Raw genomic sequence first — 24,825 nt, forward strand, 5'->3', positions numbered from 1 at the left:
ATGGCTCAGCCCTTCACGGCGCCGTCGGTCAGACCGCCGACCGCCTTGCGCTGCAGGAAGAGGAACAGGATCAGGATCGGCACCGCGAAGAGGGTCGACGCGGCCATGGTCGCGCCCCAGTCGGTGCCGAAGTTGGTCTGGAACGAGGACAGCCACAGCGGCAGGGTCTGGCTGTCGGGCTTCTTGTTCAGCCACAGGACGAGCGGGAACTCGTTCCACGCGGTGACGAAGCCGAACAGCGAGGTCGACATCAGGCCGGGGGCCAGCAGCGGGAAGATCACCTTCAGGAAGGCCTGGCTGCGCGTGCAGCCGTCCACCATGGCCGACTCCTCCAGCTCCTTGGGCACCGCGGCGATGAATCCGCGCAGCGTCCAGATGGTGAAGGGCAGCACCATCATCATGTAGAAGGCGGTGAGCGGGAGCAGGCTGTTCAGCAGGTCGTTGTCGCGGGAGAGCATGTAGACGCCGATGGTCATGACCTCCCACGGCGCCATCTGGGCCACCATGATGACCAGTACGAAGGACTTGCGGCCGCGGAACTTCATCCGGGCGACGGCGAAGGACGCCAGGGTCGCGATCACCAGCGAGATGACCACCGCGCCGACGGTCACCGTGAGGCTGTTGGCGACGTACGTCCAGAAGTTGTCGGCGTGGACGGCCCGGTCGAAGTGGTCGAGGGTCGCGTCCAGCGGGAGGAAGACCGGGGTCCTGCTGATGATGTCCTTGTCCTGCTTGAAGGACGTGGAGATCATCCAGTAGACGGGGAAGATGAAGAAGACGAAGAGGACGACCGCGATCACGTTCGGCCAGGTACGTCCGATGAGCGAGCGCCTCACAGCTCGTCCTCCTGCTTCAGGATGATGCGGAAGTAGTACGACATCAGCGCGGCCAGCATCAGGATGGTGAGCACCGCGATCGCGGAGCCCGCCCCGAAGCGCTGGGCGCCGATGCCCTCCAGGAAGGCGTGCACCGGCAGCGTGCGGGTGAGCCCGTCCGGCCCGCCGTGGTTGATCAGGTAGACCTGGGTGAAGGCCTTGAAGACCCAGATGATCTCCAGGAAGGTCGTGGCCAGGAAGAACGGCTTCAGGCTGGGGAAGACCACCGCGGTGAAGATCTTGACCGGGCCGGCGCCGTCCATCCGGGCCGCCTCGTAGAGCTCCCTGGGGATCGTGGTCAGCGCGGCGTACATGTTGAACGCCACGAACGGGATCGACATCCACACGATCAGCAGCACGACCACGAAGAAGGTCGAGTACTCGCCGCTGTACCAGTTGAAGTGGGCCATCGAGTGCCAGCCCAGCTGGTCCAGGAACCAGTTGACGACGCCGAAGTTCTGGTCGAAGAGCCAGGTGTAGACGGTGGTCGCGGCGACCACCGGCATCGCCCAGGCGAGGACCAGCGCCACCGACAGCAGCAGCCGCATCACCTTGCCGAGGCGGTTGAGCAGCAGGCCGACCAGGGTGCCGCCGACCATGATCAGCACCACGTTGACCGCGGTGAAGCCGATCGTCCGGCCGGTGACCGTCCAGAACTGCGAGTCGGTCAGCTGCTCCTTGTAGTTGTCGAAGCCGTTCCACTCGGTCAGGTGCTGGATGAACTGCCGCTTGTTGAGGTTCTGGAACGACAGCAGGACCGTCTTCAGCAGCGGCCAGCCGAGCAGGCCGACGGTGGCCACGGTGGCCGGCAGCAGCAGCAGGTACGGCGCGAGACGGGCGCCGAGGCCCGGTTCGCCGGCGGTTCTGCCGGTCCTCTTCGGAGTGCTTCCGGCGCCGCCGGCCGTCACGTCAGTGCCGACCGCGACGGCCTTGCCTGTCTCCGGGGACTGTGTCCGCACCCGGTCCGAATGCACAGCCATCGTTCCCTCTTCCTCACAACCCGACCACGACGGACGGGCGCCGCCCACCGGCCCCCCGCCGGGAGCCGGTGAGCGACGCCGCTCGACTGCTTACTGCTTGGTGTTGAGACGCTTCGCGATCTCGTCGTCGGCCTTCTTGGCCGCGGCGGCGTAGTCGCCGGTCAGCGCCGAGGTCAGGAAGTCCTTGATCGGGTTCGGCTCGTTCTCGACGTTGGTCCAGGTCGCGACGTTCGGGGTGACCGCGCCGTTGGCGGAGGCCGGCAGGGCGGCCTTGGCGAAGTCGCCGGCGACCTTGCTGTTGAGGGCGGTCTTGTTCGGGATGGAGCCGGAGGCGGCGAACAGGCCCTCGTTCTTGTCGTTGAGGGCGATCTTCAGGAAGCCCTTGGCGAGCTCGGGGTTCTTGGTCTGCTGGGCGATCGCCAGGTTCGAGCCGCCGAGGAAGACGCTGGACGGCTTGTCCGCGGTCTTGCCGGGGAGCGGGAAGTAGCCGATCTTGTCGGCGGCCAGCTCCTCGGGCTTCGGGACCTCCCAGCCGAGACCGATGATGGTGCCGATGTCGCCCTTGGCGAAGACGTCCTTCTGCTGCGGGGTGGCCTCGTCCTTGTCCTTCGGGGCGGTGGAGGAGTAGCTCTGCAGCTTCTTGAAGGTCTCGAAGGCCTTCTGGCCCTCGGGGGTCGACAGGCCGCCGACCCACTTGTCGCCGTCCTTCTTGGCGAGCTTGCCGCCCTCGCTGGTCAGCAGGCCGAAGTAGACGTACCACTCCTGGCCGGGCATGTAGAGCGGGTCGGTGACGCCCTGGACGGTCTTGACCTTGTCCAGGTCGGCGTAGAACTCGTCCAGGGTCTTCGGCGCGGCGGTGATGCCGGCCTTGGTCCAGATGTCCTTGTTATAGGTCACCACGCGGTTGGTGAAGTACCACGGGGCGGCGTACTGCTTGCCGTCGAGGATCGAGGACTCGTTCAGGTTGGCGGCCCAGTCGGCGCCGCCCAGGTCGTTCTTGTCCTTGGTGATGTCGAGCAGACCGCCGGTGGCCGCGTAGCCCGCCGTCTGGGTGTTGCCGATCTCCAGGACGTCGACCGAGCCCTCGGAGAGCGCGGCGGTGACCTTCTGGCCGATGCCGTTCCACTTCTGGGTCTGGACGTCGAGCTTGGCACCCGGGTAGGCGGCGGCGAAGTCGGCCTTGACGCTGTCCTCCCAGCCCTTGGGGGCGGAGCCGTCCATCAGCCACACGGTGAGGGTCTTGCCGTCGTAGTTCTTGGCCGCCGAGGACGAACCGTTCTTGCTGTCGTCGCTCTTGCCGTCCGAGCCACAGGCCGCCAGGCCGACGACCATTGCTGCGACGCCGACCGCCGCGATGAGCTGACGCTTCACGCCATCCTCCTGAGGGATGCCTGGGTTACCCCCGTCGGGCGGCTGCGGCAGACCCACACAAAGCGGGGGAAATGGCGCCGCGGACCCCTTCGAACGGGTGGGGGATTCGTAGTGACCGGCCTAGTGGTGTAGACCAGATGCCTGGAGCTTGGCCTAGACCAATGGGCCTGTCAACGGCTGCTCGACCGATCTCGACCACCCGTTATCAAGCCGACACCGCACATCGTTCATCGCGTGATGAGGTATTCGTTCCGTAGCCATACATGCAACGATGTGACCCGTTAACGATGTGGCGGGGCTTGTGAAGGCCCCGCGAGAAGCGGGAGAACAGGTCCGATGAGCAGCGACGGGGGAACCACCGCCCAGGCCGACGACCCCGAGGTGAAGAACCTCCCGACGCAGACCGGCGCCGACCCGACCGCGCGCGTCCCCAAGTACTACGGCCTCAAGCGCCACCTGCTGCAGCTCACCGAGACCCAGCCCGCCGGCACCCCGGTCCCGCCCGAGCGCGCGCTGGCCGCCCAGTTCGACACCTCGCGCACCACCGTCCGTCAGGCCCTGCAGGAGCTGGTCGTCGAGGGCCGGCTGGAGCGCATCCAGGGCAAGGGCACCTTCGTCGCCAAGCCCAAGGTCGCCCAGGCCCTGCAGCTCACCTCCTACACCGAGGACATGCGGGCCCAGGGCCTGGAGCCCACCTCCCGGCTGATCGAGATCGGCTACATCACCGCCGACGACCGGCTCGCCCCGCTCCTCGACATCAAGCCGGGCGGCCGCGTGCTGCGGATCGAGCGGCTGCGCCTGGCCAACGGCGACCCGATGGCCATCGAGGTCGCCCACCTGTCCGCCAAGCGCTTCCCCGCCCTGCGCCGCAACCTGGCCAAGCACAACTCGCTGTACGCGGCGCTGCGCGAGGTGTACGGGGTCACCGTGGCCGAGGCCGAGGAGACCATCGAGACCACCCTGGCCAACCCGCGCGAGGCCGGCCTGCTCGGCTCCGACCTCGGCCTGCCGATGCTCCAGCTGTCCCGGCACTCCTTCGACGCCGAGGGCGACCCGGTCGAGTGGGTCCGCTCCATCTACCGGGGCGACCGCTACAAGTTCATCACCCGGCTGAAGCGCCCCGAGTAACCGGAGAGTTCGCACTCCCCCACCGCACCCCTGGGCACCGGCGCACGCGACCCGCGCGCCGGTGCCTTTTCGCGCCTCCGCCTCCGAAATCCGCCCGGTGGCGTCCGGATGACGGGAAGTTCCGTCATTTCCGGTGACATGGATCACCCCATGCTCTAGATTGCGCACCCATACTGACTGCCGATCACCGATGGTGCTGCTCGGCGGGCTCACGGGGGCGCGCCACGCCGCCGGGGCTGCGGCGCCGACGGGGAACCCTCCGGAGCGGAGCCGCAATGCCGTCTGATCCCGATGCCCTGGAAAATGTCATGCCCGAGCCACCGGGGACGCCCGTCCCGGCGGTGACGCCCGAGCGCGTGCTGGCCGCTCTCGCCCTGCTCGTGCCGATCGTCGCGATGCTCTGGGTGCCCTCGTACGACAAGACGGACCCGGCCGTGGGCGGGATGCCGTTCTTCTACTGGTACCAGCTGCTCTGGGTGCCGGCCTCGGCGGTCTTCACCGTCGCCGCCTACCTGTTGATCAACCGGGACGAGAAGGCCCGCAAGGCGGCCCGGAAGGGCGGTGCGCGATGAAGGACGTCAACGTGCCGGCCCTCGTGGTCTTCGTGCTGTTCTTCGCCCTGGTCACCGTGATGGGCTTCCTCGCCTCGCGCTGGCGCCGCGCCGGCGACGCGGCGCACCTGGACGAGTGGGGCCTGGGCGGGCGCAGCTTCGGGACCTGGGTGACCTGGTTCCTGCTCGGCGGCGACCTCTACACCGCGTACACCTTCGTCGCCGTCCCGGCGGCGGTGTACGCGAGCGGCGCGGCGGGCTTCTTCGCGGTGCCGTACACGATCATCGCCTACCCGCTGGTCTTCCTCTTCCTGCCCCGGCTCTGGTCGGTCTCCCGGGTGCACGGCTACGTGACCCCGGCCGACTTCGTGCGCGGCCGGTACGGCTCGCGGCCGCTGTCCCTGGTGGTGGCGCTGACCGGGATCCTGGCCACCATGCCGTACATCGCCCTGCAGCTCGTCGGCATCCAGGCGGTGCTGGACGTGCTGGGGCTCGGCGGCGGGGAGAACGCCAACTGGTTCGTCAAGGACCTGCCGCTGTTCATCGCCTTCGGCGTGCTGGCCGCCTACACCTACTCCTCCGGCCTGCGCGCCCCGGCGCTGATCGCCTTCGTCAAGGACGCCCTGGTCTACATCGTGATCATCGTCGCGGTGATCTACATCCCGATCCGTCTCGGCGGCTACGGGCACATCTTCGACTCGGCCGCCCAGCACTTCAAGGAGGCCAAGGCCGGATCGCTGACCCTCCCGGACAACAAGCAGTGGACGTACGCCACGCTCGGCCTCGGCTCGGCGATGGCGCTGTTCATGTACCCGCACTCGGTCACCGGCGTGCTGGCCTCCAAGTCCCGCAACACCGTGCGCCGCAACATGGCGATCATGCCCGCGTACTCGCTGATGCTGGGCCTGCTGGCCCTGCTCGGCTTCATGGCGGTGGCGGCGGGCATCGGCAACGGCGTCAAGGGCTACAACTCCCAGCTCTCGGTGCCGCAGCTGTTCGCGAGCATGTTCCCGGACTGGTTCACCGGCGTGGCCTTCGCCGCGATCGGGATCGGCGCGCTGGTGCCGGCCGCCATCATGTCCATCGCCGCGGCCAACCTCTTCACCCGCAACGTCTACAAGGAGTGGCTCAAGCCCGCCGCCACCCCCGCCGACGAGACCCGGATCGCCAAGCTGGTTTCGCTGCTGGTGAAGGTCGGCGCGCTGGTCTTCGTGCTCGGCATGGACAAGCAGGCCGCGATCAACCTCCAGCTGCTGGGCGGCCTGTGGATCCTGCAGACCTTCGTGGCGATCGTCGGCGGCCTGTTCACCCGCTGGTTCCACCACTGGGCGCTGTTCGCCGGCTGGGCGGCCGGCATGGTCTACGGAACCTGGACGGCGTACGGGATCTCCAGCAAGGCGACCAAGCACTTCGGCGGCAACGCGGCCGAGATCCCCGGCATCGGCGAGATCGGCTACATCGGCCTGACCGCCTTCGCGCTGAACCTGATCATCGCGGTGGCGCTCACCCTGGTGCTGCGGGCGGTCAAGGCGCCCGACCTCCCGGACGAGACCAAGCCCTCCGACTACAGCGCCGACGCCGGCGACGACGAGCCGGAGAACGCGCCGGAGCCCGTAGCGGCGCACTGATTCGCGCCGTACGCGCCCTGTGATCGCGCCGCCTTCTCCGTGAACACTGGAGGAGGCGGCGCGATCATATGTATGAACAGGCGTGCACGCCGGGCAGCACCAGACCGGACCGGCAACCGGCCGGAACCTGATCGACCACGGGGAGCTCGCGGCCATGGCAGAACTCGGCACCACCCTCAACGGCAAGCACCAGTCCACCCTGAACCCGCTCGGCGCCAACGGCTCGGCGGCGGCCACCAGGCTGCCCTCGCTGCTGATCGCGACCCGGCACGGCGAGTCCACCGCCAACGTCGAGTTCCAGCTCGCCGAGGCCACCGGCGCGCTCAGCGTCCCGATCAGCTGCCGCGACGCCGACATCCCGCTGTCGCGGCGCGGCCGCCGGCAGGCCCGGGCGCTCGGCCGCTGGTGGGCCGAACTGCCCGGTGTCGACCGCCCGCGCAGCGTCTGGTGCTCGCCGTACCTGCGCACCGCCGAGACCGCCAGAGTCGCGATCGCCCGGGCCGCCGGGCTCGGCGCCGTCCCCGCCTCGCTGCCCGTCCGCTACGACGAGCGGCTGCGCGACCGCGAGCTCGGCATCCTGGAGATGCTGCCCAGGGCCGCCATCGAGGCCAAGTACCCGGAGGAAGCAGCCAGGCGGCGCAAGATGGGCGAGCTCTACTACCGCCCGCCCGGCGGCGAGTCCTGGGCCGACGTCGCGCTGCGGGTGCGCAGCCTGCTGCGGGACGTCTGCGAGGAAGACGCCGGACGGCCCGTCCTGCTGGTCGCGCACGACTGCACGGTGCTCATGCTCCGCTACGCGCTGGACCGGCTCGACGAGGCGGAGCTCACCGCGCTCGGGCCGGTGCACAACTGTTCCACCAGCCTCTGGCGGGCCCGGGACGGGCGGCTGCGCCCGGACGGCTGGAACGGCGTCGACCACCTGACGGCCGAAGTGGCCTGACGGTCCGCCACATGTGCGGTGCCGGTCAGCTCAGGCACCGGTCAGCTCAGGCACCGGTCAGCCCGGGCGCCGGTCAGCTCAGGCCCGGGTCGGCGAAGCAGCGCCGGTACGCCAGCGGCGTGGTGCCCAGCCGCCGGCCGAAGTGGTGCCGCAGCGCGGCGGCGTTGCCGAAGCCGCAGCGGGCGGCGATCGCGTCCACCGACTCGGTGGTGGACTCCAGCAGCCGCTGGGCGAGCAGCACCCGCTGCCCGGTCAGCCAGCGGTGCGGGGTGGTGCCGGTCTCCTGCTGGAAGCGGCGGGCGAAGGTGCGCGGCGACATCAGCGCCCGGGCGGCCAGCTGCTCGACGGTGGCCTCCTCGTCCAGGTGGTGGCGCATCCAGTCGAGCAGCGGGGCCAGCGAGTCGCCGTCGCCCTCGGGCAGCGGCCGGTTCACGAACTGGGCCTGCCCGCCCTCCCGGTGCGGCGCGACCACCATCCGCCGGGCGATCTCCCGGGCCACCTCGGCGCCCTGGACCTTGCGGACCAGGTGCAGGCAGGCGTCGATGCCGGCCGCCGTCCCGGCCGAGGTGATCACCGGGTCGTCGTCCACGTACAGCACGTCCTGCTCGACCGTGGTCAGCGGGAAGCGCGCCGCCAGCTGCTCGCTGTGCCGCCAGTGGGTCGCCGAGCGGCGGCCGTCCAGCAGCCCGGCGGCGCCCAGGACGAAGGCGCCGCTGCAGATGGACAGCACCCGGCCGCCGGCCGCCACCACCCCGCGCAGCGCCGCCAGCAGCGGCTCGGGGTACTCGCGCCGGATCGCCGCCGCGGTGACCACCGCGAGGTCGGCCCCGGCCAGCCGCTCGGGGCCGTACGGGACGTCGACGGCGAAGCCGGCGTGGGTGGCGTGCGGGCCCGGACGGGCGCCGGCGATCGCGAAGTCGTAGCCGGGCAGCCCTTCGGCGGTGCGGTCGAGGCCGAACACCTCGCAGGCCACGCCCAGTTCGAAGGGGTGGATCTCCTCCAGCACCACCGCGACCACGTTCTTCAGCACGCCGTCCAGGATGCCCCGGGCGCCCGCTCCGGCGGAAGACGCCCGGTGGCAGGATTTCGAGGCAATCGGTCATTCCTGCCACTCGTGGGCGCCGGCCCGCCCGGCCAGAGTGGACGCCATGGACAGCGACATCCTTTCCGGCGCACTCGCCCTGGCCGGAGCCGTCGGCGGCTTCGGCCTGCTCGGCGTGCTGATCGGCCGCGAGGTCTCCCGCGGCCCGGCGGCCGGGCGCGACAACTACCACCGCCCGGGCGGCTACCCGGCCGACCCCGGCCGACCCGAGCGGCTGCACGGCACCGTGCCCGCCGCACCGGCCGCACCGGCCGCACCGGCCGCGCCCGCCGCACCGGCCGCCCCCGCGGCCCGTTCGACCCCGGATCTTCCCGCCGCGCCCGGCTCCGGCACACTGACCGCATGGACTACCTCATCCGCCAGGCCCTTCCGGAGGACCTCGAAGACGCCGGCCGCATCACCGTCGAGGCCTTCGTCGGCGGCGGCTTCACCTCGCCCGGGAGCAGCTACGTCGAGCACCTGCGCGACGCCGCCCGCCGGGCCCGGGAGGCCGAACTCCTGGTCGCGGTCGACCCGGTCACCGGGCGGGTCCTCGGCTGCGTGACCTTCGCCGTCGGCGGCACCGAGTGGGCGGACATCGCCACCCCGCGCGAGGGCGAGATCCGCATGCTCGCCACCGCCGGGGCCTCCCGCGGCCGGGGCGTCGGCGAGGCGCTGGTGCGCGCCTCGCTCGCCCGCAGCCGCGAACTCGGCCTGGACGGCATGGCGTTCTCCACCCGCCCGGAGATGAAGGCCGCCCACCGGATCTACGAGCGGGTCGGCTTCCGGCGCACCCCCGAGCGGGACTGGGCGCCCTACCCGGGGATGGACCTGATGGTCTACACCCTGGCGTTCTGAGGACCCGTCACCACCGGGCGCCCGTCACGGCTTCCTGTCGTACCCCGGCGCCACGTAGACGGTGTACCGGCCGTGCTCGCCGCTCTTCACCACGGTCGCCACCCGGTACCCGGCCGCCTTCAGCGTCGGCTGGATCGCCTTGTCGATGGCCGCGGTCTGGGTGAAGTCCAGCACCACGACCTTCCACTCGTGCGCCTGGATCCCGGCCTGGATCGCGGGCACCCCGTTCTGCATCTGGCCGGTGGCCGGGTCGCGGCGGAAGACCGCCACCAGGTCGTGCCACTGCTGCCAGTTGCTCTGCTTGCGCAGGTAGTACGCGGGCACGTTGTAGTTCTCGACCAGGTACCGGTCCTCGCCCTTGACGACGTACGGCTCCAGCGCGGCGACGAACTCCTCCGAGTTCGACCACTCGCCGTACATCTCCCGGCCCTGCGCCGCGCCCACCCAGGCCAGCGGCCCGACCACCAGGGCCGCGGCCGCCACCCCGGCCACCAGGTGCAACCGCCCCTTCAGCCACAGCACCACCCGGGCCAGCACCAGGCCCACCACCATGCAGGAGAACCAGGCACCGAAGTCGACGTGCTTCTGCAGCGACAGCCAGGTGTGGATGCGGATCTGGTTCACCGGAGCGAGCAGACCGGCCGCCAGCAGCAGCAGCGCCAGCCAGAACTCGGGCCAGGCCGCCCCGCCGCGCCGGCGCGCCCGCACCAGCTGCGCCACCACCCCGACCAGCGCCACCACCAGCAGCGGGCCGACCCAGCGGGCCGCCTCCGAGGCCACGTACGAGTAAGCGTCATGGCCGGGGGCGCGCTTGAGCGTGGTGTGGTTGAAGCCGTTGACGTAGCGCTCGCCGGCCGCCAGCGCCGCCGCGCCGACCGCCACCACGAAGGTGAGCAGCACCAGCAGCCCGCGCCGCCAGGCCTCCCAGCTGCGCAGCGAGCCGCGCGGCCCGGCCAGCACCGCGATGCCCGCGACCACCGGCACCCAGAGCAGCGCGGCGTACTTGGTGGCGCCGGCCAGAGCCAGCAGCAGCCCGGAGGCGACCAGGCTCGGGTAGCCGCCGCCGGTGGTCAGCCGCACCGCGAAGTACCCGGCCCAGGCGAGGATCGCCAGCGCCATCGCGTCGTAGGTGGCCAGGCCGCCCAGGAACTGGGTGGGGCCGAGCGCCACGAAGGCCGCCGCCGCGCCGAACGCCGCGAGCGAGCCGTACAGCCGCCGGGTCGCCAGGTGGACGGCCACGGTGGCGGAGAGCATGAACGCCAGGCTCAGCAGCCGGGCGCCGTTCAGCCCGCCGACGAAGTCCGCGACGGCCACCACCACCGGGTAGATCAGCGGGGAGCCGGAGAAGAAGGTCTCGTACGTGGACACCGGGGTGCCGTGCCGCAGGTGCGCGATCTCCTGGTAGCCGGCGTAGATGTAGGTGCCCTCGTCGATGAAGGCGGTGTTGCTGAGGATCAGGTGGTACGAGAGCGCGCCCTGCACCAGCAGCACGGCCAGCAACGGCAGCCAGTCCGCGCGCAGCGCCGGGCGGGCCGGGTGCGGCACCGGCAGCGGGCCGGGCCGGCGGCGGCGCCGGTCGGCCTGGTAGGGCTGTGCGGGCACCGCGGCCGTGCGGTCGCGCTCACCGAGACCCACCCCGCCCCGCCGGGCCCCGCCCAGGACGGGCTTGCGGGTGGAGTGGGGCCGGATCCAGCGGCCGTCCGCGCTCATCAGTACTGCTCCTCATCTGGGACTTCACGTCCGGACGCGTCCTGGCGGACGCACGCTCCGGGGCGTGCTTCGGCCGCCGCCCCACACTGCCGGGGGCGGCGGCCGGAGGTTCGGGAGGGCCGGCCCCGGCCCCCGCACGGCTCAGTTCGACCGGGACCGGCCGGGCTCAGCCGCGTTCGGGCCGGCTCAGCCGCTGAGCCAGGCGCCCGTCGGCGGGACGGACGGCGGCGAGCTCGGGCCGGCCACGATCTTGACGATGTCGGCCTCGGGCAGCACCTGGCCCCAGGCCTGGATGTCGGCGACCGCGCCGTGCCAGGGGTCGGCCCACTGCGAGTTGGAGCTCAGCCGCCCCACCTGCAGGGAGTTGGTGCCGCTGGGCTGCACCCCGGCCGACTTCGCCGAGGACTGCGGGGCGCCGTTGACGTACAGGGTGAGCTGGCCCGACGGGTCGTCGTACACGCCGGTCAGCAGCACCCACTGGTTGACCGTCGCGTCGCCCTTGGACCAGGCGATCGCCGAACCGCCGCCCGGCACCTGGACCTTGAAGTACCACTGGTCGTGCCCGTTGTTGTTGGCCCGGCCCAGCGACCACGCGTAGTACGGGCCGTCGCCCTGGCTGACCGCGCTGCGGTTGCCGTTGGGCAGGTCGACCAGCACCCGCGCGGAGACGGTGAAGCTCTTGCTGACGTCGACGACCTGGGTGGTCGTCGAGGCGAAGGAGTCCTGGCCGCTGGGCAGCTTGAGGACCTGTCCGGAGAACCCGGCCATCGTCCCCGGCTTGGCGTCGGCGCCCAGGTTGAGCGCCGCCGGGCCGGTCTTGGCCGGCACGCTGCCGACGGTCGGCGGGCTGTCGATGCCCTTGACCGGCGGGGCGCTCGACGGGCTCGACGGGCCGGGCGAGCCTGGGGTCGTCGGGCTCGACGGGCCGCTGCTCTGGGTCGTCTTCTTGTCGTTCTTGGAGTGCTGGTAGAACCAGAAGCCCCCGCCGGCCGCGGCCAGCAGGACGACGGCGGTCGCCGCGCCGATCAGCTTGTTCCGGCGGCCGCGCTTGGCGGCCTTCTCGTTCTGCTCGGCCAGCGCCTCCCAGTCCGGCGTGCCGGCCGGAGCGGTCGGGCCTGCCGGGCCGGTCGGGCCGGCGGGCGGCGGGAAGCCGCCCTGCTGCGGCCACGGCGGCGCGGGCTGCGCGGCCTGGGCCGGCTGCGCCGACTGCGGCACCGGCGGGAAGGCCTGCGGGCCGGCCGGCGGCTGCGGCACGAGCGGCTGCGGGCCGGGCTGCGGCTGCGCGGGCTGCTGGCCGGGCAGCGGCTGTATGCCCTGCGGCTGCGGGGCCACCGGCCCCGGCGGCACCGGCCCGGGCACCGGCGGCACCGGCTGCGGCGCCGGATACGGCGTCATCTGCTGGGGCTGCGCAGGCGCACCGGGCGGCGGCCCGTAGCCGGAGGCGGGGCCGAAGGCGCCGCTAGGGGACTGCGGAGGCACACCGGTGGCCGGAGCGGTCCCCCCGGCCGGTGCCTGCTGCGGTGGCGTGGGGGGCTGGCCCGGCTCGCCACTCGGTACCGGTCGATCGCTCATGGCCGGAATGCTAGGGCATCCGCCCCGGCACGCCCATGGGGGGTGCGCAGAGGAAACCGGGGCACGGCCGCCTGCCGCGCGGCCCGGTGCGCCGCCCGGCTCGGCGGCATGCGGCCCGCCGCACCACCACGCACACCACCCGTCCCGCAACCCGTCACGCGCCCCGTCACGCAACCCCGTTGTACGGCAGCTTCCAGCGCTGCGCGACCGTGTCCGCGCACGGCCGCAAGGTCACCGCCGTCCCGTCCGCGAGGGCGCCGCCCGCGGTGCCCAGGCACAGGCCCGAGTCCGGGTGCTTCAGCCGCTGCCCGGCGACCGGCGTCCAGCGCTGCGCGGAGCCGCCGGTGCACTCGGCCAGGGTCACCGCGCTGCGGTCGGCGGTCGGCGCCAGGCAGGCCGCGCCGCCGCGCAGCGAGCCGTCGTTGCCGACCGTCCAGCCGGTGGAGACGCCCGGGTCGCCGCAGGAGCCGACGGTCACCGGGGTGCCGGCGAGCCCGCCGCCGCCGTGCCGCAGGCAGATCCCGGGCGCCCCGGCCGGGACCTCGCCGGCCGGCAGGCCGATCCGGTTGTGGAAGGCGAAGGACTCGCTGCGCAGACCGGTGCCGCCGCTCCACACCTCGAAGCCCGCCTGCACCCGGCACAGGTAGGAGCCCTTGGGGACGTAGCCGCGGGCCATCGCGTCGGCGGTGAACAGCCGCAGGTCGAGGCCGCGGGTGGTGTGGGTCGGCGCGGTGCGGACGTAGCTGATCACGCTGTGCGGGCCGGTGATCGGCGCCTGGTAGACGTCGTAGTCGGCGTCGCCGAACTGCTGGGCGCCCGCCACCTTGTCGCCGGCCGGGCGCACGTTGTCGGTGGCGTCCAGCCAGACCATCAGTTCGGCGCTGTCCCCCGGCAGACAGTTGTCGGGGGTGGAGCCGTACCAGAGGTCGAAGGAGAGGTTGAAGGAGCCGCTCACCCTGCCGTTGGCGTCCCAGTCGGCGGTCGCGTCGCCGAGGGCGCTGACCGGTACGGGCAGTCCGCTCGCGCCGGGGGCGGTGGAGACGTTGGGGTAGGCGCCCGGGGCGAGCGGGTTCTTCGGGACGAAGTCGCGGATCCGGGACACCGTGAACCCGTTGTCCCCGACCGGGTCCACGCAGACCGTGCCCGCGGTGTTCCACGGGTTCGGTTCGAGGACCTTCGACCCGCCGTCCATGGCCAGCTTGGGGAACGGCTCCTGCACGGTCGAACACAGGCCCGGCACGGCCGCCGCCGTCGCCGTGGCGGCCGGCGGCTGCTCCACCGCCCCGACCTCGCCGCTGCAGCCGGCCAGCAGCGCTGCGACCGCGCCGAACGCGGCCGCCGCCCGGAAGCCGCGCAGGCCCCGCCGGCCCTGCCGGTCCCTCAGGCCCCGTGCCGCGCGCCCGGCCGGCCCGTCCTCGATGATCATCACTTTTCCCCGAACCGTCCTCAGCTGCTGGGCGGAAACCGTACACAAGTGCGCCACCAGCACCCCCGTTCACATCACGATCGGAAATCGATATCGGTTCCGAAGAGCCGACGGAGGAGGGGGGAAGGGAACTCGATGTGACCGGTCCCGTACGATCCTGGCGTCCCCCCGCTGCCCGGCCGACAACGGCCACCGGGCGGGGACGGTTCAGACCCAATACGGTTTCGGGGGAGTAGAGCACGTGACTGTCACCGAGAGCACGCGACTCGCGGGCAGCGGTCAACCGCCCGTCTCACGACGCCGCAGCCGGCGCGACCCGGCCGCCCGAAACCAGTGGGGCCTGCTCCCCCAACCGCCGGACAACACCGAGAAGTACCTGTACGCGCGCACCAACCTCTGGGTGCTGACCTGCTTCTCCGTCATCAGCTTCGCCTGCATGGTGGCCAGCGAGATCGGCCTGCTGAGCGCGACGCCGTGGTTCTTCGTGTTCCTCCCGCCGCTCGCCTTCACCATCGGCTACTACCTGATATCCCGGTGGGTGCACGGCTTCAACCAGACCTTCGACCTCGCCGCGCACCGCGCCCTGGTCAAGTCCTGGCAGCCGGAGCAGTACCCGACCGTCGACATCTTCCTGCCCGTCGCCGGCGAGCCCATCGAGGTGCTGCACAACACCTGGACGCACGTCGCCCGGCTGCGCGACCAGTACCCGGGCGAGGTCACCCCGTACGTCCTCGACGACAGCAACAGCCCGCAACTCGCGCAGATGGCCGTCGACTTCGAGTTCGTCTACGGCACCCGCGACAAGCTCGGCTGGTTCAAGAAGGCCGGCAACCTGCAGTTCGGCTTCCGCAACTCCGACAGCGACTACATCCTCATCCTGGACGCCGACTTCGCGCCCAGGCCGGACCTGCTGAACGAGATGCTCCCCTACCTGGAGGCCGACCCCCGCCTCGGCATCGTCCAGTCCCCGCAGTTCTTCCGCATCCTGGACTCGCAGAACTGGATCGAGCGCGGCGCCGGCGCCGTCCAGGAGCTGTTCTACCGGACGGTCCAGGTCTCCCGGCAGCGCAACGACGGCGCCATCTGCGTCGGCAGCTGCGCGATCTACCGGCGCGCCGCGCTGGAGGAGAACGGCGGCACCACGCTGATCGGCCACTCCGAGGACGTGCACACCGGCTTCGACCTGCGCCGCCTCGGCTGGGACCTGCAGTACATACCCATCGCGCTGGCCACCGGCGTCTGCCCGGACAACGTCGGCGGCTTCTTCAACCAGCAGTACCGCTGGTGCACCGGCTCGATGAGCCTGCTCGGCAGCAAGAAGTTCTGGCAGACCAAACTGCGGCCGGTCACCCGGGCCTGCTACCTCTCCGGGTTCTTCTACTACATCCACACGGCGCTGTTCACCGTCGTCTCGCCTCTCATCCCGATCGTCCTGCTGCTCGCCCGGCCCGACCTGATCCGCTGGCAGAACACCGCGCTCGTGCTGCCCGGCCTGCTCTACGCGACGGTCGTCTTCCCGCTCTGGCACCGCAACCCGTACCGCCTGGAGGCCTGGGCCGCCCGCATGATGTACGGCTGGGCGCACGTCTTCGCCATCTGGGACATCGTGCGCCGCAACCGGATGGCCTGGCAGCCGACCGGCTCCAGCGGCGCCAAGAAGAACAAGACCCGCCGGTTCTGGCTCGGGGTCATCGTCTGGGGCGGTGGCACGGCCCTGCTCTGGGTGCTGCTGAGCATCTGGCGGATGCTCACCATGGGCCCGCTGAACTTCGCCCTCGTCCTCGCCTCCGGCCTGTTCTACGCGACCATCGTGGGCCGGGTCCTCGTCCAGCCGCGGCCCACGGAAGCAGTGTGATCGCCATGACCGCCCACCCCCGACGGGCCGGCCGGCTCCGTCGCCGGCTGGCGCTCCCGCTGCTGACCGCCGGACTGCTCCTGCTCACCGGCTGCGGCCCGGAGGACCCGGGCTTCGCGATGCAGCAGGACCTCGCCGCGCCGGCCCCGGCCGGCGCGCCCGCGACCCCGGGCACGGCCCCTTCTGCGAGCACCGCCACCGCGGTGCCGACCCAGGCCGCCGCCAAGCCCAAGGCCCTGCCCGCCGGCGTCCCGTACGACGTCACCCCGCTGCTCAAGCCGACGAACAAGTACCTCGGCGCCGCCCTGCCCGGCGTCCCCGCCACCATGGACGCGCTGCCCGTCTACGGCAGCACGATCGGCAAGCAGCCCAACGTCCTGGAGTTCTACGCCCACTGGAAGGGCGGCTTCGACACCGCCGGCGTGCGCCGGATCCACGACGCCGGCGCCCTGCCCTTCATGGCCTGGGAGCCGCACGAGCCCTCGCTCGCCGCGATCGCGGCCGGCGACACCGACGACTACGTGCGCGGCGTCGCCAAGGCCGTCGCCAAGCTCAACCTGCCGATCGCCATCAGCATCGCGCACGAGATGAACGGCGACTGGTACCCCTGGGGGCGCCAAGCCGCCAGCCCCGAGGACTTCGTCGCCGCCTGGCGCCACGTCCACGACCTCTTCGACCAGGCCGGCGCCACCAACGTGATCTGGGTCTGGAGCCCCAACATCACCGTCCCCGCGCCCAACACCCGCCTGGCGCCGTACTACCCCGGCGACACCTACGTCGACTGGGCCGGCATGACCGGCTACTTCACCAACGACGGCCCCAAGACCTTCGAGGCCCTGTACGGCCCGACCATGGCCGAGATCCGCACCTTCTCCCAGAAGCCGTTCTTCATCAGCGAGACCGCCGCCGAGCAGGGCAGGCACCAACAGGCCTTCGTCGACCAGCTGTTCTCCGGGATGGAGGCGCACGACGACATCGTCGGCTTCATCTGGTTCAACATGATCAAGCGGGCGGACTGGCGGGTCGAGACCGTTCCGGACACCCTCGCCGCCTTCAAGAAGCGGGTGGCCGCCCCCCGTTACGGCTTCGACCTCCGGAACCCATGATGAACAGCGACCTCTCCCCCAGCCCGAAGCACCCCGCCGGCCCGCAGCACCCCGTCGGCCCGCAGCACCCCGCCGACGAAGAAGCGGCCACGGCTGCGGACACCGACACCGCCGTCGCCGTCGACAACCCCGACGGCGTCGAGCTGGCCCCGTACACCATCCCCCCGGTCCCCGCGATCGGCTGGGACCCGGGCACCAGCCCCCGCCGCCGCTGGATCGCCCGCGGCCTGCTCGGCGCCGTCCTGGCCGTCCAGGCCGCGCTCTCGCTGCGCCTGCTCGCCGCCGCGCACCCCGACGAGGCCGCCGCCATGGTCGCCGGCCGCCAGCAGCTCGCCCACCTGCTGCACGGCACCCCGGTCACTACCGACCTGGTCGACCGGATCAACGGCTCGCCCTGGCTCTACCCGCCGCTGGCCGGTGCCGCCGCCGACGCCAACGGCATCTGGGGCACCCGGCTGCTCAGCCTCGGCTTCGCCCTGATCACCACGGTGCTGCTCTACTCGCTGACCCGCCGGCTGTTCAACGAGCGGGTCGCGATCTGCGCGATAGCCGTCTACGCCGTGCTGCAGTCCACCGTCGTGGTCGGCTTCTACGCCGCCCCCGAGTCCGCGGCCGTCCTGCTGGTCGCCCTCGCCGCCTGGGCCGTGGTGTTCACCTCCCGGCGCCATCCGGCCCTGGTCCTGACCGCCGCCCCGCCCCTCGCGCTGGCCTGCGCCGTCGCCTACTCCGCCGCCTTCGCCGTCCCCGCGGTGGTCGCCCTCGCCGTGGCCACCGCCCGGCCGGGCGGCCGGCTCGGCCGGGCCGCCCTGCGCGCACTGCCGCTCGCCGCCGCCACCCTCGTCCTGCTGCTGCCGTACGGCACGCTCGGCCGGGTCGCCGGCTGGTCGCCCTCGCACGGCAACGCCCCCGGCTCGGCCGGGTCCATCCTGCTCTCCACCCTCCAGTGGAGCGGCCTGTTCACCGTCCTCGCGGTCGCCGGCACCATCGCCTACGCCCGCAAGGAGCAGATGAACGAGCACGACGCTTCCGAGAAGGACGCCGCGCCCACCTCCCGGGGCCGGCGCGCCCTGCTCGGCACCGTGCTCACCGCCACCGCCCTGCTCGTCCCGGCCGCCCACCTGTGGACCGGCACCTCGGGCGCGCTGTTCCGCCACCTCGGCTACGGCATGCTGCTCGCCGCCCCGCTGGCCGGGGTCGGCCTGACCCGGCTGGTCGGCGCCCACTTCCGCCACCCCCAGCTCGGCATCCTGGTCTGGGTCGCGCTGCTCGCCCTCGGCCTGGAGCAGTCCGCCCTGCGCTACCAGAACGGTCCCGACTCCGGCCGCCTGCTGGCCGTCCTGCGGGTCCACACGGCGCCGCAGGCCCACTACCTCACCGAGGTCGACGGACTCGCCGAGTACTACCTCGGCGCGGTCAGCAAGCCCGAGCAGTGGGTCTCGGCCCGCGCCGGGACGGACTACCGCGACGGCGCCGGCGTGCAGCACCACGGCGACGACGGCAGCACCGCCGCGATCCGGGACGGGTGGTTCACCATGGTCGTCCTCGACAGCACCGCGCCGCGGGCCACCGACCGGGCCCTGAGCGACGCCCTGGCGGGCAGCGGGCACTACCGGCTGGTCGCCCAGTTCACCTCGCCGACCGGCGATTCGAGCACGTACAAGGTCTATCTCAAGCACTGACGGGCCACCGGGCCCGCCCGCACAGCCGACACGACAGGCACAACATATGGTGCCGCCGCAGTCCGGTGGCACTACATGTATGCTCACTCCTGCTGTCGATGCAGGGGAACCCGGTGCGAATCCGGGACTGCCCCGCAGCGGTGAGCGGGCGGTTCCAGCAGCCGTGCCCGCGAGTCCGAGTACCTGCCGCCAGCGTGCGCCACGGCCCTCCCGCAAGAGGCCGCGCCAGCACCAGCAGTACCCCTCCGGGCCTCGCGGGCGGGCCGGGGAGACACCGTCGCGCGACGCCGCCTTGCGTTCGTGCCGTGCTCCCCTGCCCCGATCGGCCCGGTGGCCCCGATCACCGCCGCCGATCGCCGCCAGGAGAGAGCGCCTTGACCACCGCTGCCTCAGCCACCCTGCCCGCCCAGGGCTCCGGTACCGCCTTCACCGACCCGACGGTCACCGACCCCGGCGGCGCCCTGCTGCGGCTTCTCACCGACCGCAGTGCCGACCTCCCCGAGGTCGACCCCGGCCACGTCGCCGCTGCCGCGCTGCGCGGCCGCCACGCCGGCTCGGACTTCGCCGAGCTGCGCGGGCTGGCCGTGGACGCCGCCGCGTCGATGATCGCCGAGGACCCCCAGTACTCGAAGCTGGCCGCCCGCCTGCTCGCCCTGGAGATCGTCGACGAGGCGAACAGCCAGGGCTCCACGTCCTTCTCCGCCTCGATCGCCGTCGGCCACACCGAGGGCCTGATCGGCGACACCACCGCGGAGTTCGTCGCCAAGCACGCCGCCGCCCTGGACGCGCTGATCGACACCGCCGGCGACGACCGCTTCGAGTACTTCGGCCTGCGCACCGTGCAGTCCCGCTACCTGCTGCGCCACCCGATCACCCGCAAGGTGATCGAGACCCCGCAGCACTTCCTGCTCCGCGTCGCCTGTGGCCTGGCGGTCGGCGACAACGAGCAGTCGGTGCGCGAGGTGGCCGAGCTGTACGGCCTGATGAGCCGCCTGGAGTACCTGACCTCCTCGCCGACGCTCTTCAACTCCGGCACCCGGCACCCGCAGATGTCGAGCTGCTACCTGCTCGACTCCCCGCTGGACAACCTGGACTCGATCTACAACCGCTACGCGCAGATCGCCCGCCTGTCCAAGCACGCCGGCGGCATCGGCCTGTCCTACTCGCGCATCCGCTCGCGCGGCAGCCTGATCCGCGGCACCAACGGCAAGTCCAACGGCATCGTGCCGTTCCTGCGCACCCTCGACTCCTCCGTCGCCGCCGTCAACCAGGGCGGCCGGCGCAAGGGCGCGGCCTGCGTCTACCTGGAGACCTGGCACGCCGACATCGAGGAGTTCCTGGAGCTCCGCGACAACACCGGCGAAGAGGCCCGCCGCACCCACAACCTCAACCTGGCGCACTGGATCCCGGACGAGTTCATGCGCCGGGTCAACGCCAACGAGGACTGGTCGCTGTTCTCCCCGGCCGACGTGCCCGAGCTCGTCGACCTGTGGGGCGCCGAGTTCGACGAGGCCTACCGCAAGGCCGAGCTGGCCGGCAAGGCCGTGCGCACCATCCCCGCGCAGACCCTGTACGCCCGCATGATGCGCACCCTGGCGCAGACCGGCAACGGCTGGATGACCTTCAAGGACGCCTCCAACCGCGCCGCCAACCAGACCGCTCTGCCCGGCCGCACGGTGCACTCCTCCAACCTGTGCACCGAGATCCTGGAGGTCACGGACGACTCCGAGACCGCCGTCTGCAACCTGGGGTCGGTCAACCTCGGTGCGCACGTGGCTCTTGATGCCCGCGCCGACGACCTGATCAACGCCATGGACTGGGAGCGCCTGGACGCCACCGTCCGCACCGCCGTCACCTTCCTCGACCGCGTGGTGGACATCAACTTCTACCCGACGACCGAGGCCGGCACCTCCAACTCCCGCTGGCGCCCGGTCGGCCTCGGCGTGATGGGCCTGCAGGACGTCTTCTTCAAGCTGCGGATCGACTTCGACTCGGCCGAGGCCAAGCAGCTCTCCACGCTGATCGCCGAGCGCATCATGCTCACCGCCTACGAGCGCTCCGCGGACCTCGCCGAGCAGCTGGGCCGCCACGAGGCGTACGGCGAGACCCGCGCCGCCCGCGGCGAACTGCACATCGACCACTTCCCGACGGCCGCCCCGCAGTGGGCCGACCGCTGGACGGCGCTGCGCGCCCGCATCGCCGAGACCGGCCTGCGCAACTCGCTGCTGCTCGCGATCGCCCCGACCGCGACCATCGCCTCCATCGCCGGCGTGTACGAGTGCATCGAGCCGCAGGTGTCCAACCTGTTCAAGCGCGAGACGCTGAGCGGCGAGTTCCTGCAGGTCAACCCGTACCTGGTGCGCGAACTCAAGGAGCTCGGCGTCTGGGACCAGCAGACCCGCGACTCGCTGCGCGACGCCAACGGCTCGGTGCAGGACCTGGGTTGGCTGCCCGCCGAGGTCCGTTCGCTGTACCGCACGGCGTGGGAGCTGCCGCAGCGCGCCCTGATCGACCTGGCCGCGGCCCGCATGCCGTACCTCGACCAGAGCCAGTCGCTGAACCTGTTCATGGCGGCGCCGACCATCGGCAAGCTCAGCTCGATGTACGCCTACGCGTGGAAGGTCGGTCTCAAGACCACCTACTACCTGCGTTCGCGCCCGGCCACCCGCATCGCCCAGGCCGCCCCCGGCGCCGCCCGCGCCGCCGCGCCCGTGCCGGTCAACACCCCGACCCTCACCCCGGAGCAGGAAGCCGCCCTCGCCTGCTCCCTGGAGAACCCCGAGTCCTGCGAGGCCTGCCAGTAATGTCTCAGTCCGAAGACCGCAAGATGCTGCTCGACCCCGGCTTCGAGCTGACCCTGCGCCCGATGCGCTACCCGTCGTTCTACGACCGGTACCGGGACGCCATCAAGAACACCTGGACCGTGGAAGAGGTGGACCTGCACTCGGACGTCGCCGACCTGGCGAAGCTGAGCGAGGGCGAGCGGCACATGATCGGCCGGCTGGTCGCGTTCTTCGCGACCGGTGACTCGATCGTCGCGAACAACGTGGTGCTGAGCCTCTACAAGCACATCAACTCCCCGGAGGCGCGGCTGTACCTGTCGCGCCAGCTGTTCGAGGAGGCCGTGCATGTGCAGTTCTACCTGACGCTGCTCGACACGTACCTGCCCGACCCGGAGGACCGCGCGGCGGCCTTCGCGGCGGTCGAGAACATTCCGTCGATCGCGCAGAAGGCCAAGTTCTGCTTCAAGTACATGAACGCGGTCGACCACATCGACTCGCTGCAGACGAAGGAGGACAGGCGGGCGTTCCTGCTCAACCTGATCTGCTTCGCGGCGTGTGTGGAGGGGCTGTTCTTCTACGGCGCGTTCGCGTACGTGTACTGGTTCCGGTCGCGTGGTCTGCTGCACGGGCTGGCGACGGGCACCAACTGGGTGTTCCGCGACGAGTCCATGCACATGGACTTCGCGTTCTCCGTGGTGGACACGGTGCGCGAGGAGGAGCCCGACCTCTTCGACGAGGAGATGGGCAAGCAGGTCACGGAGATGCTGGAGGAGGCCGTCGAGGCCGAGCTCCAGTTCGCCCAGGACCTGTGCGGTGAGGGCCTGCCCGGCATGAACACGGCGTCGATGCGGGAGTACCTGCAGGCGGTGGCGGACCAGCGCCTGGCGCGTCTGGGTCTGCCGATCCGGTACGGCTCGGCGAACCCGTTCGGCTTCATGGAGCTGCAGAACGTGCAGGAGCTGACCAACTTCTTCGAGCGCCGGGTGTCGGCGTACCAGGTCGCGGTCGAGGGGTCCGTCGCCTTCGACGACGACTTCTAAGTCCATATCGTTCAGCAAACAGCGGAGCTGCCGTCACGGCAGCTCCGCTGTTTGATACCCGGTGTTCAGGAGTAGCCCAGGCATGTCCAAGCTCCAACAGCGTGTGATCGAAGGCCCCTTCGGGCCGATACAGGTCAGCCATGACCGCTGGCCGTCCGTCGTGGCACATGTGCAGGGGGCAGGAATGCCCACTGTGACGGTGGTGCCCAACCGCGACCACGGCGCCATGAACATCAACGGCCAGAACATCCCGGTGAGCCGGTCTCGCAACCGCACCCGGACGGCCGTTGTCGGTGATCGCAGCTACGAGCTGCGGCCCACCAGCCTCCGCCGGGCAGAGTTGCGGCGCAACGGTGTGCTCATCGCCAACGCAAGCGGCACGCTCAGGTCGTACGGCCCGGGCAGGGGAATCCCCGGTATGGACGCGCAGGTCAAGTGGACCCAGGCCATCGACCCGACGGATGTGGCGATCGGCCAAGCCATGGTCCTGGCCTTCGGCGCCGGCGCCCCGGGCATCGTCCTGCGGACCGTGTTCTTCTGGGTCGACAACTTCAGCTGAGCAATAGTGGTGCCCCGCACGGCCACAGCCCGCGCGGGGCACCACTGTCAGGCCGAAAACTCCCCGCCCTTGACCCCAGCGAGGAAAGACGACCAAGCCTCAACCGGGAAGAGCAACGCCGGCCCCTCCGGGTCCTTCGAGTCGCGGACCGGTACTACATCCGTCACGCCCCCGGCCACCTCAACACACTCGCTCTGCGCGCCTGAGAACGACGATGTGCGCCAGTTGAGCCCAGCGGCAGGTATTGGCAAGGGGTCGGCCACCTCGACGCAGTTGCTCTGTGCGCCCGAGTGAAAGGACTTGCGCCAGTTCCCAAAGGCGGGCACCGACACGAGGCCAGCTACCTCCACGCAATCACCGCCTTGGCCGCTGTAACTACTCTTCTGCCAGAGGACGTTTCCCAGATCCGCTGCGCGCATGTGCCACTTCTCCACGGCTCAGTGGTGCAGCTCCTGCCGCACCAACGCGACCAGTCGAGAGATACCTACCCGCCCTGAAACTGGCCAGCTCTCACAGCACGGAGAAAATCAGCCCAGGCATCCACGGTGAACGACAGCGCTGGCCCACTCGGGTCCTTCGAATCGCGGACGGCCACTGCCGCCAACCTGGCTTGGGTCTCGACGCAGTTCCCGCCCTGCCCGCTGTATGTGCTCTTGTGCCACTCGGTGTTTTCGGTCATGACTCACCCATCCCTTGCCCGGAGCAGAACTCCCGCCGTACCCGAGCGATCATGTCGAGACTGTCAGCCGGACTCAAGGCAATCGAGCGGAGAGAGTCGAAGATCAAGGTGTACTCGTCGATCTCGGCTGCCGTCTCCATGTAGAGCGTCCCGGTCCGGTGTTCCACACAGACAACGTCGGAGTAGTCCGGTGACGGGAAGCTGAACATCACGAACGACCCCATCAGGCCAGCATGTGCGCCAGCGCGGTCCGGCAAGACCTGGAGCTCCACATAGGGATGCTCAGCCATTGCGACCAGCTTGTCGAGCTGCCCAGCCATCACCTTCGCTCCACCGACTTGGACGCGCAACGCCGATTCGCCTTCGATCACGCACAAGCGCGGCGGGTTCGGCCGGTTGAGTACCTCCTGCCGCTCCATTCGAGCGGTCACCAAGGCATCCACCTGTTCGGCAGTCAGCCCGGAAGGCTTGGCCTGCATGACTGCGCGAGCGTAGTCGGGAGTCTGCAACAGGCCCGAGATCAGCATGTTCTCGAACGACTTGATGTAGTCAGCCGTCTCCTCGTAGTCAATGAAGTCCGAGTAGGACGGCCGAGCCAAGCTTGCCCGTTGCACCCATCCAGGCTCACGGCCACGACGGGCAAGTGCAACCAACTCATCAACACGGCCTTGGTCTTCCACGCCGTAGAACGTCAGCAGATCCCGCAGTTCGCCGAGCGAGATGCCCAGCCTGGCATTCTCTATCCGGCTGATCTTCGAACGATGACAGCCGATACGCTCTGCCGCTCCTTCCGGAGACTTGCCGGCTTCCTCTCGCAGTCTGACCAGAGCGGCCGCCAACCGCCTGCGGCGCACTGTAGGTCGCGCTTGGCTCATCTGATGCTCCATCACGCCGTTTTAGCCCCAGATCATACGCCTCAAAAAATGATCTTGGAAAATTTCCATTGGGCAAGTTGCGCCTGGACTCATTTCCGGAGCATGCTACTTGGCGTAGTCCGCGATGCA

Annotated in this window: 21 protein-coding genes and 1 riboswitch; of the genes, 11 read left to right on the plus strand and 10 right to left on the minus strand. The window is 70.8% G+C overall.

The features are described from left to right. Positions 1-5: 5 nt before the first annotated feature. From BX285_RS01455 to BX285_RS01465, 3 genes are all read right to left on the minus strand, one after another. Positions 6-836 (minus strand): carbohydrate ABC transporter permease, encoded by an 831-nt coding sequence (locus BX285_RS01455; protein ID WP_097236292.1) that lies wholly within the window; start codon positions 834-836, stop codon positions 6-8. Then, positions 833-1,855: a carbohydrate ABC transporter permease gene (locus BX285_RS01460; protein WP_097236293.1), complete on the minus strand. Its 1,023-nt coding sequence runs from the start codon at positions 1,853-1,855 to the stop codon at positions 833-835. The genes BX285_RS01455 and BX285_RS01460 overlap by 4 nt, the downstream gene beginning before the upstream one ends. A 90-nt stretch (positions 1,856-1,945) precedes the next feature. Beyond that, a complete protein-coding gene (locus BX285_RS01465) occupies positions 1,946-3,226 on the minus strand; it encodes an extracellular solute-binding protein (RefSeq protein WP_097236294.1) in 1,281 nt (426 codons plus the stop codon). Between the two features lie 336 nt (positions 3,227-3,562). On the opposite strand from BX285_RS01465, the gene BX285_RS01470 reads away from it, so the two are divergent. The 4 genes from BX285_RS01470 to BX285_RS01485 all read left to right on the plus strand — a co-directional run bounded on the left by BX285_RS01470 (position 3,563) and on the right by BX285_RS01485 (position 7,473). Beyond that, on the plus strand, positions 3,563-4,354 hold the full coding sequence (locus tag BX285_RS01470; protein WP_259470402.1) for a GntR family transcriptional regulator: 792 nt from the start codon (positions 3,563-3,565) through the stop codon (positions 4,352-4,354). Positions 4,355-4,662: 308 nt separating this feature from the next. Beyond that, a complete protein-coding gene (locus BX285_RS01475) occupies positions 4,663-4,926 on the plus strand; it encodes a DUF3311 domain-containing protein (RefSeq protein WP_097236295.1) in 264 nt (87 codons plus the stop codon). Then, complete coding sequence (gene mctP, locus BX285_RS01480; RefSeq protein WP_097236296.1) at positions 4,923-6,533, plus strand: monocarboxylate uptake permease MctP; 1,611 nt, start codon at positions 4,923-4,925, stop codon at positions 6,531-6,533. The genes BX285_RS01475 and mctP overlap by 4 nt, the downstream gene beginning before the upstream one ends. Before the next feature lie 154 nt (positions 6,534-6,687). Further along, entirely contained in the window at positions 6,688-7,473 is a 786-nt protein-coding gene (locus BX285_RS01485) for a histidine phosphatase family protein (RefSeq protein WP_121177156.1), read from the plus strand. A gap of 73 nt (positions 7,474-7,546) precedes the next feature. Here the strand turns inward: BX285_RS01485 and BX285_RS01490 are convergent, their stop codons facing one another. Then, the gene (locus BX285_RS01490) at positions 7,547-8,503 is read right to left on the minus strand and encodes a helix-turn-helix domain-containing protein (protein ID WP_121174254.1); all 957 of its coding nucleotides are present in this window, start codon (positions 8,501-8,503) and stop codon (positions 7,547-7,549) included. A gap of 414 nt (positions 8,504-8,917) precedes the next feature. On the opposite strand from BX285_RS01490, the gene BX285_RS01495 reads away from it, so the two are divergent. After that, on the plus strand, positions 8,918-9,412 hold the full coding sequence (locus BX285_RS01495; RefSeq protein WP_097236297.1) for a GNAT family N-acetyltransferase: 495 nt from the start codon (positions 8,918-8,920) through the stop codon (positions 9,410-9,412). Between the two features lie 24 nt (positions 9,413-9,436). Here the strand turns inward: BX285_RS01495 and BX285_RS01500 are convergent, their stop codons facing one another. The 3 genes from BX285_RS01500 to BX285_RS01510 all read right to left on the minus strand — a co-directional run bounded on the left by BX285_RS01500 (position 9,437) and on the right by BX285_RS01510 (position 14,120). After that, positions 9,437-11,122, minus strand: a complete 1,686-nt coding sequence (locus BX285_RS01500) for a glycosyltransferase family 39 protein (RefSeq protein ID WP_097236298.1) — start codon at positions 11,120-11,122, stop codon at positions 9,437-9,439. A 186-nt stretch (positions 11,123-11,308) separates the two neighbouring features. After that, complete coding sequence (locus BX285_RS01505; RefSeq protein ID WP_121174255.1) at positions 11,309-12,517, minus strand: LamG domain-containing protein; 1,209 nt, start codon at positions 12,515-12,517, stop codon at positions 11,309-11,311. Between the two features lie 343 nt (positions 12,518-12,860). Beyond that, positions 12,861-14,120 carry a GH12 family glycosyl hydrolase domain-containing protein gene (locus tag BX285_RS01510; RefSeq protein ID WP_121174256.1) on the minus strand — a complete coding sequence of 420 codons (1,260 nt, stop codon included), beginning with the start codon at positions 14,118-14,120 and terminating at the stop codon, positions 12,861-12,863. A gap of 436 nt (positions 14,121-14,556) precedes the next feature. Here BX285_RS01510 and BX285_RS01515 point away from each other — a divergent pair, with 436 nt between their 5' ends. The 6 genes from BX285_RS01515 (at position 14,557) to BX285_RS01540 (ending at position 23,142) form a co-directional block, all read left to right on the plus strand. Then, positions 14,557-15,975 carry a glycosyltransferase family 2 protein gene (locus BX285_RS01515; RefSeq protein ID WP_257033045.1) on the plus strand — a complete coding sequence of 473 codons (1,419 nt, stop codon included), beginning with the start codon at positions 14,557-14,559 and terminating at the stop codon, positions 15,973-15,975. Between the two features lie 5 nt (positions 15,976-15,980). Beyond that, on the plus strand, positions 15,981-17,081 hold the full coding sequence (locus BX285_RS01520) for a glycoside hydrolase family 26 protein (protein WP_147465095.1): 1,101 nt from the start codon (positions 15,981-15,983) through the stop codon (positions 17,079-17,081). Next, the gene (locus tag BX285_RS01525) at positions 17,078-18,760 is read left to right on the plus strand and encodes a glycosyltransferase family 39 protein (RefSeq protein ID WP_121174258.1); all 1,683 of its coding nucleotides are present in this window, start codon (positions 17,078-17,080) and stop codon (positions 18,758-18,760) included. The genes BX285_RS01520 and BX285_RS01525 overlap by 4 nt, the downstream gene beginning before the upstream one ends. Positions 18,761-18,801: 41 nt before the next feature. Continuing rightward, a riboswitch (cobalamin riboswitch) is annotated at positions 18,802-18,966 on the plus strand. A 192-nt stretch (positions 18,967-19,158) separates the two neighbouring features. Further along, positions 19,159-21,564, plus strand: coding sequence for a ribonucleoside-diphosphate reductase subunit alpha (locus BX285_RS01530; RefSeq protein ID WP_097240015.1), 2,406 nt, complete (start codon positions 19,159-19,161; stop codon positions 21,562-21,564). After that, positions 21,564-22,583 carry a ribonucleotide-diphosphate reductase subunit beta gene (locus BX285_RS01535; RefSeq protein WP_097236303.1) on the plus strand — a complete coding sequence of 340 codons (1,020 nt, stop codon included), beginning with the start codon at positions 21,564-21,566 and terminating at the stop codon, positions 22,581-22,583. The genes BX285_RS01530 and BX285_RS01535 overlap by 1 nt, the downstream gene beginning before the upstream one ends. Positions 22,584-22,665: 82 nt before the next feature. Continuing rightward, positions 22,666-23,142: a hypothetical protein gene (locus tag BX285_RS01540; RefSeq protein WP_121174259.1), complete on the plus strand. Its 477-nt coding sequence runs from the start codon at positions 22,666-22,668 to the stop codon at positions 23,140-23,142. A gap of 47 nt (positions 23,143-23,189) precedes the next feature. On the opposite strand, the gene BX285_RS01545 is transcribed toward BX285_RS01540, so the two are convergent. The 3 genes from BX285_RS01545 to BX285_RS01555 are packed head-to-tail and all read right to left on the minus strand — an operon-like array spanning position 23,190 to position 24,708. Beyond that, the gene (locus BX285_RS01545; RefSeq protein ID WP_398899355.1) at positions 23,190-23,576 is read right to left on the minus strand and encodes a DUF397 domain-containing protein; all 387 of its coding nucleotides are present in this window, start codon (positions 23,574-23,576) and stop codon (positions 23,190-23,192) included. A gap of 50 nt (positions 23,577-23,626) precedes the next feature. Then, positions 23,627-23,821: a DUF397 domain-containing protein gene (locus tag BX285_RS01550; RefSeq protein WP_121174260.1), complete on the minus strand. Its 195-nt coding sequence runs from the start codon at positions 23,819-23,821 to the stop codon at positions 23,627-23,629. Continuing rightward, positions 23,818-24,708, minus strand: coding sequence for a helix-turn-helix transcriptional regulator (locus tag BX285_RS01555; RefSeq protein ID WP_259470403.1), 891 nt, complete (start codon positions 24,706-24,708; stop codon positions 23,818-23,820). The genes BX285_RS01550 and BX285_RS01555 overlap by 4 nt, the downstream gene beginning before the upstream one ends. Positions 24,709-24,825: the final 117 nt, after the last annotated feature.

This window comes from Streptomyces sp. 1114.5, assembly GCF_003635085.1.
In the GTDB taxonomy this organism is placed as follows: Bacteria; Actinomycetota; Actinomycetes; order Streptomycetales; family Streptomycetaceae; genus Kitasatospora.

Bases quoted from the DNA above. Each gene is read 5' to 3' on its own strand.
- BX285_RS01500 (WP_097236298.1), bottom strand. From the start codon at position 11,122: ATGAGCGCGGACGGCCGCTGGATCCGGCCCCACTCCACCCGCAAGCCC.
- BX285_RS01470 (WP_259470402.1), top strand. From the start codon at position 3,563: ATGAGCAGCGACGGGGGAACCACCGCCCAGGCCGACGACCCCGAGGTG.
- BX285_RS01520 (WP_147465095.1), top strand. From the start codon at position 15,981: ATGACCGCCCACCCCCGACGGGCCGGCCGGCTCCGTCGCCGGCTGGCG.
- BX285_RS01540 (WP_121174259.1), top strand. From the start codon at position 22,666: ATGTCCAAGCTCCAACAGCGTGTGATCGAAGGCCCCTTCGGGCCGATA.
- BX285_RS01475 (WP_097236295.1), top strand. From the start codon at position 4,663: ATGCCCGAGCCACCGGGGACGCCCGTCCCGGCGGTGACGCCCGAGCGC.
- BX285_RS01515 (WP_257033045.1), top strand. From the start codon at position 14,557: ATGGTGGCCAGCGAGATCGGCCTGCTGAGCGCGACGCCGTGGTTCTTC.
- BX285_RS01550 (WP_121174260.1), bottom strand. From the start codon at position 23,821: ATGACCGAAAACACCGAGTGGCACAAGAGCACATACAGCGGGCAGGGC.
- BX285_RS01485 (WP_121177156.1), top strand. From the start codon at position 6,688: ATGGCAGAACTCGGCACCACCCTCAACGGCAAGCACCAGTCCACCCTG.
- BX285_RS01505 (WP_121174255.1), bottom strand. From the start codon at position 12,517: ATGACGCCGTATCCGGCGCCGCAGCCGGTGCCGCCGGTGCCCGGGCCG.
- mctP (WP_097236296.1), top strand. From the start codon at position 4,923: ATGAAGGACGTCAACGTGCCGGCCCTCGTGGTCTTCGTGCTGTTCTTC.
- BX285_RS01510 (WP_121174256.1), bottom strand. From the start codon at position 14,120: ATGATCATCGAGGACGGGCCGGCCGGGCGCGCGGCACGGGGCCTGAGG.
- BX285_RS01495 (WP_097236297.1), top strand. From the start codon at position 8,918: ATGGACTACCTCATCCGCCAGGCCCTTCCGGAGGACCTCGAAGACGCC.
- BX285_RS01525 (WP_121174258.1), top strand. From the start codon at position 17,078: ATGATGAACAGCGACCTCTCCCCCAGCCCGAAGCACCCCGCCGGCCCG.
- BX285_RS01535 (WP_097236303.1), top strand. From the start codon at position 21,564: ATGTCTCAGTCCGAAGACCGCAAGATGCTGCTCGACCCCGGCTTCGAG.
- BX285_RS01460 (WP_097236293.1), bottom strand. From the start codon at position 1,855: ATGGCTGTGCATTCGGACCGGGTGCGGACACAGTCCCCGGAGACAGGC.
- BX285_RS01555 (WP_259470403.1), bottom strand. From the start codon at position 24,708: ATGGAGCATCAGATGAGCCAAGCGCGACCTACAGTGCGCCGCAGGCGG.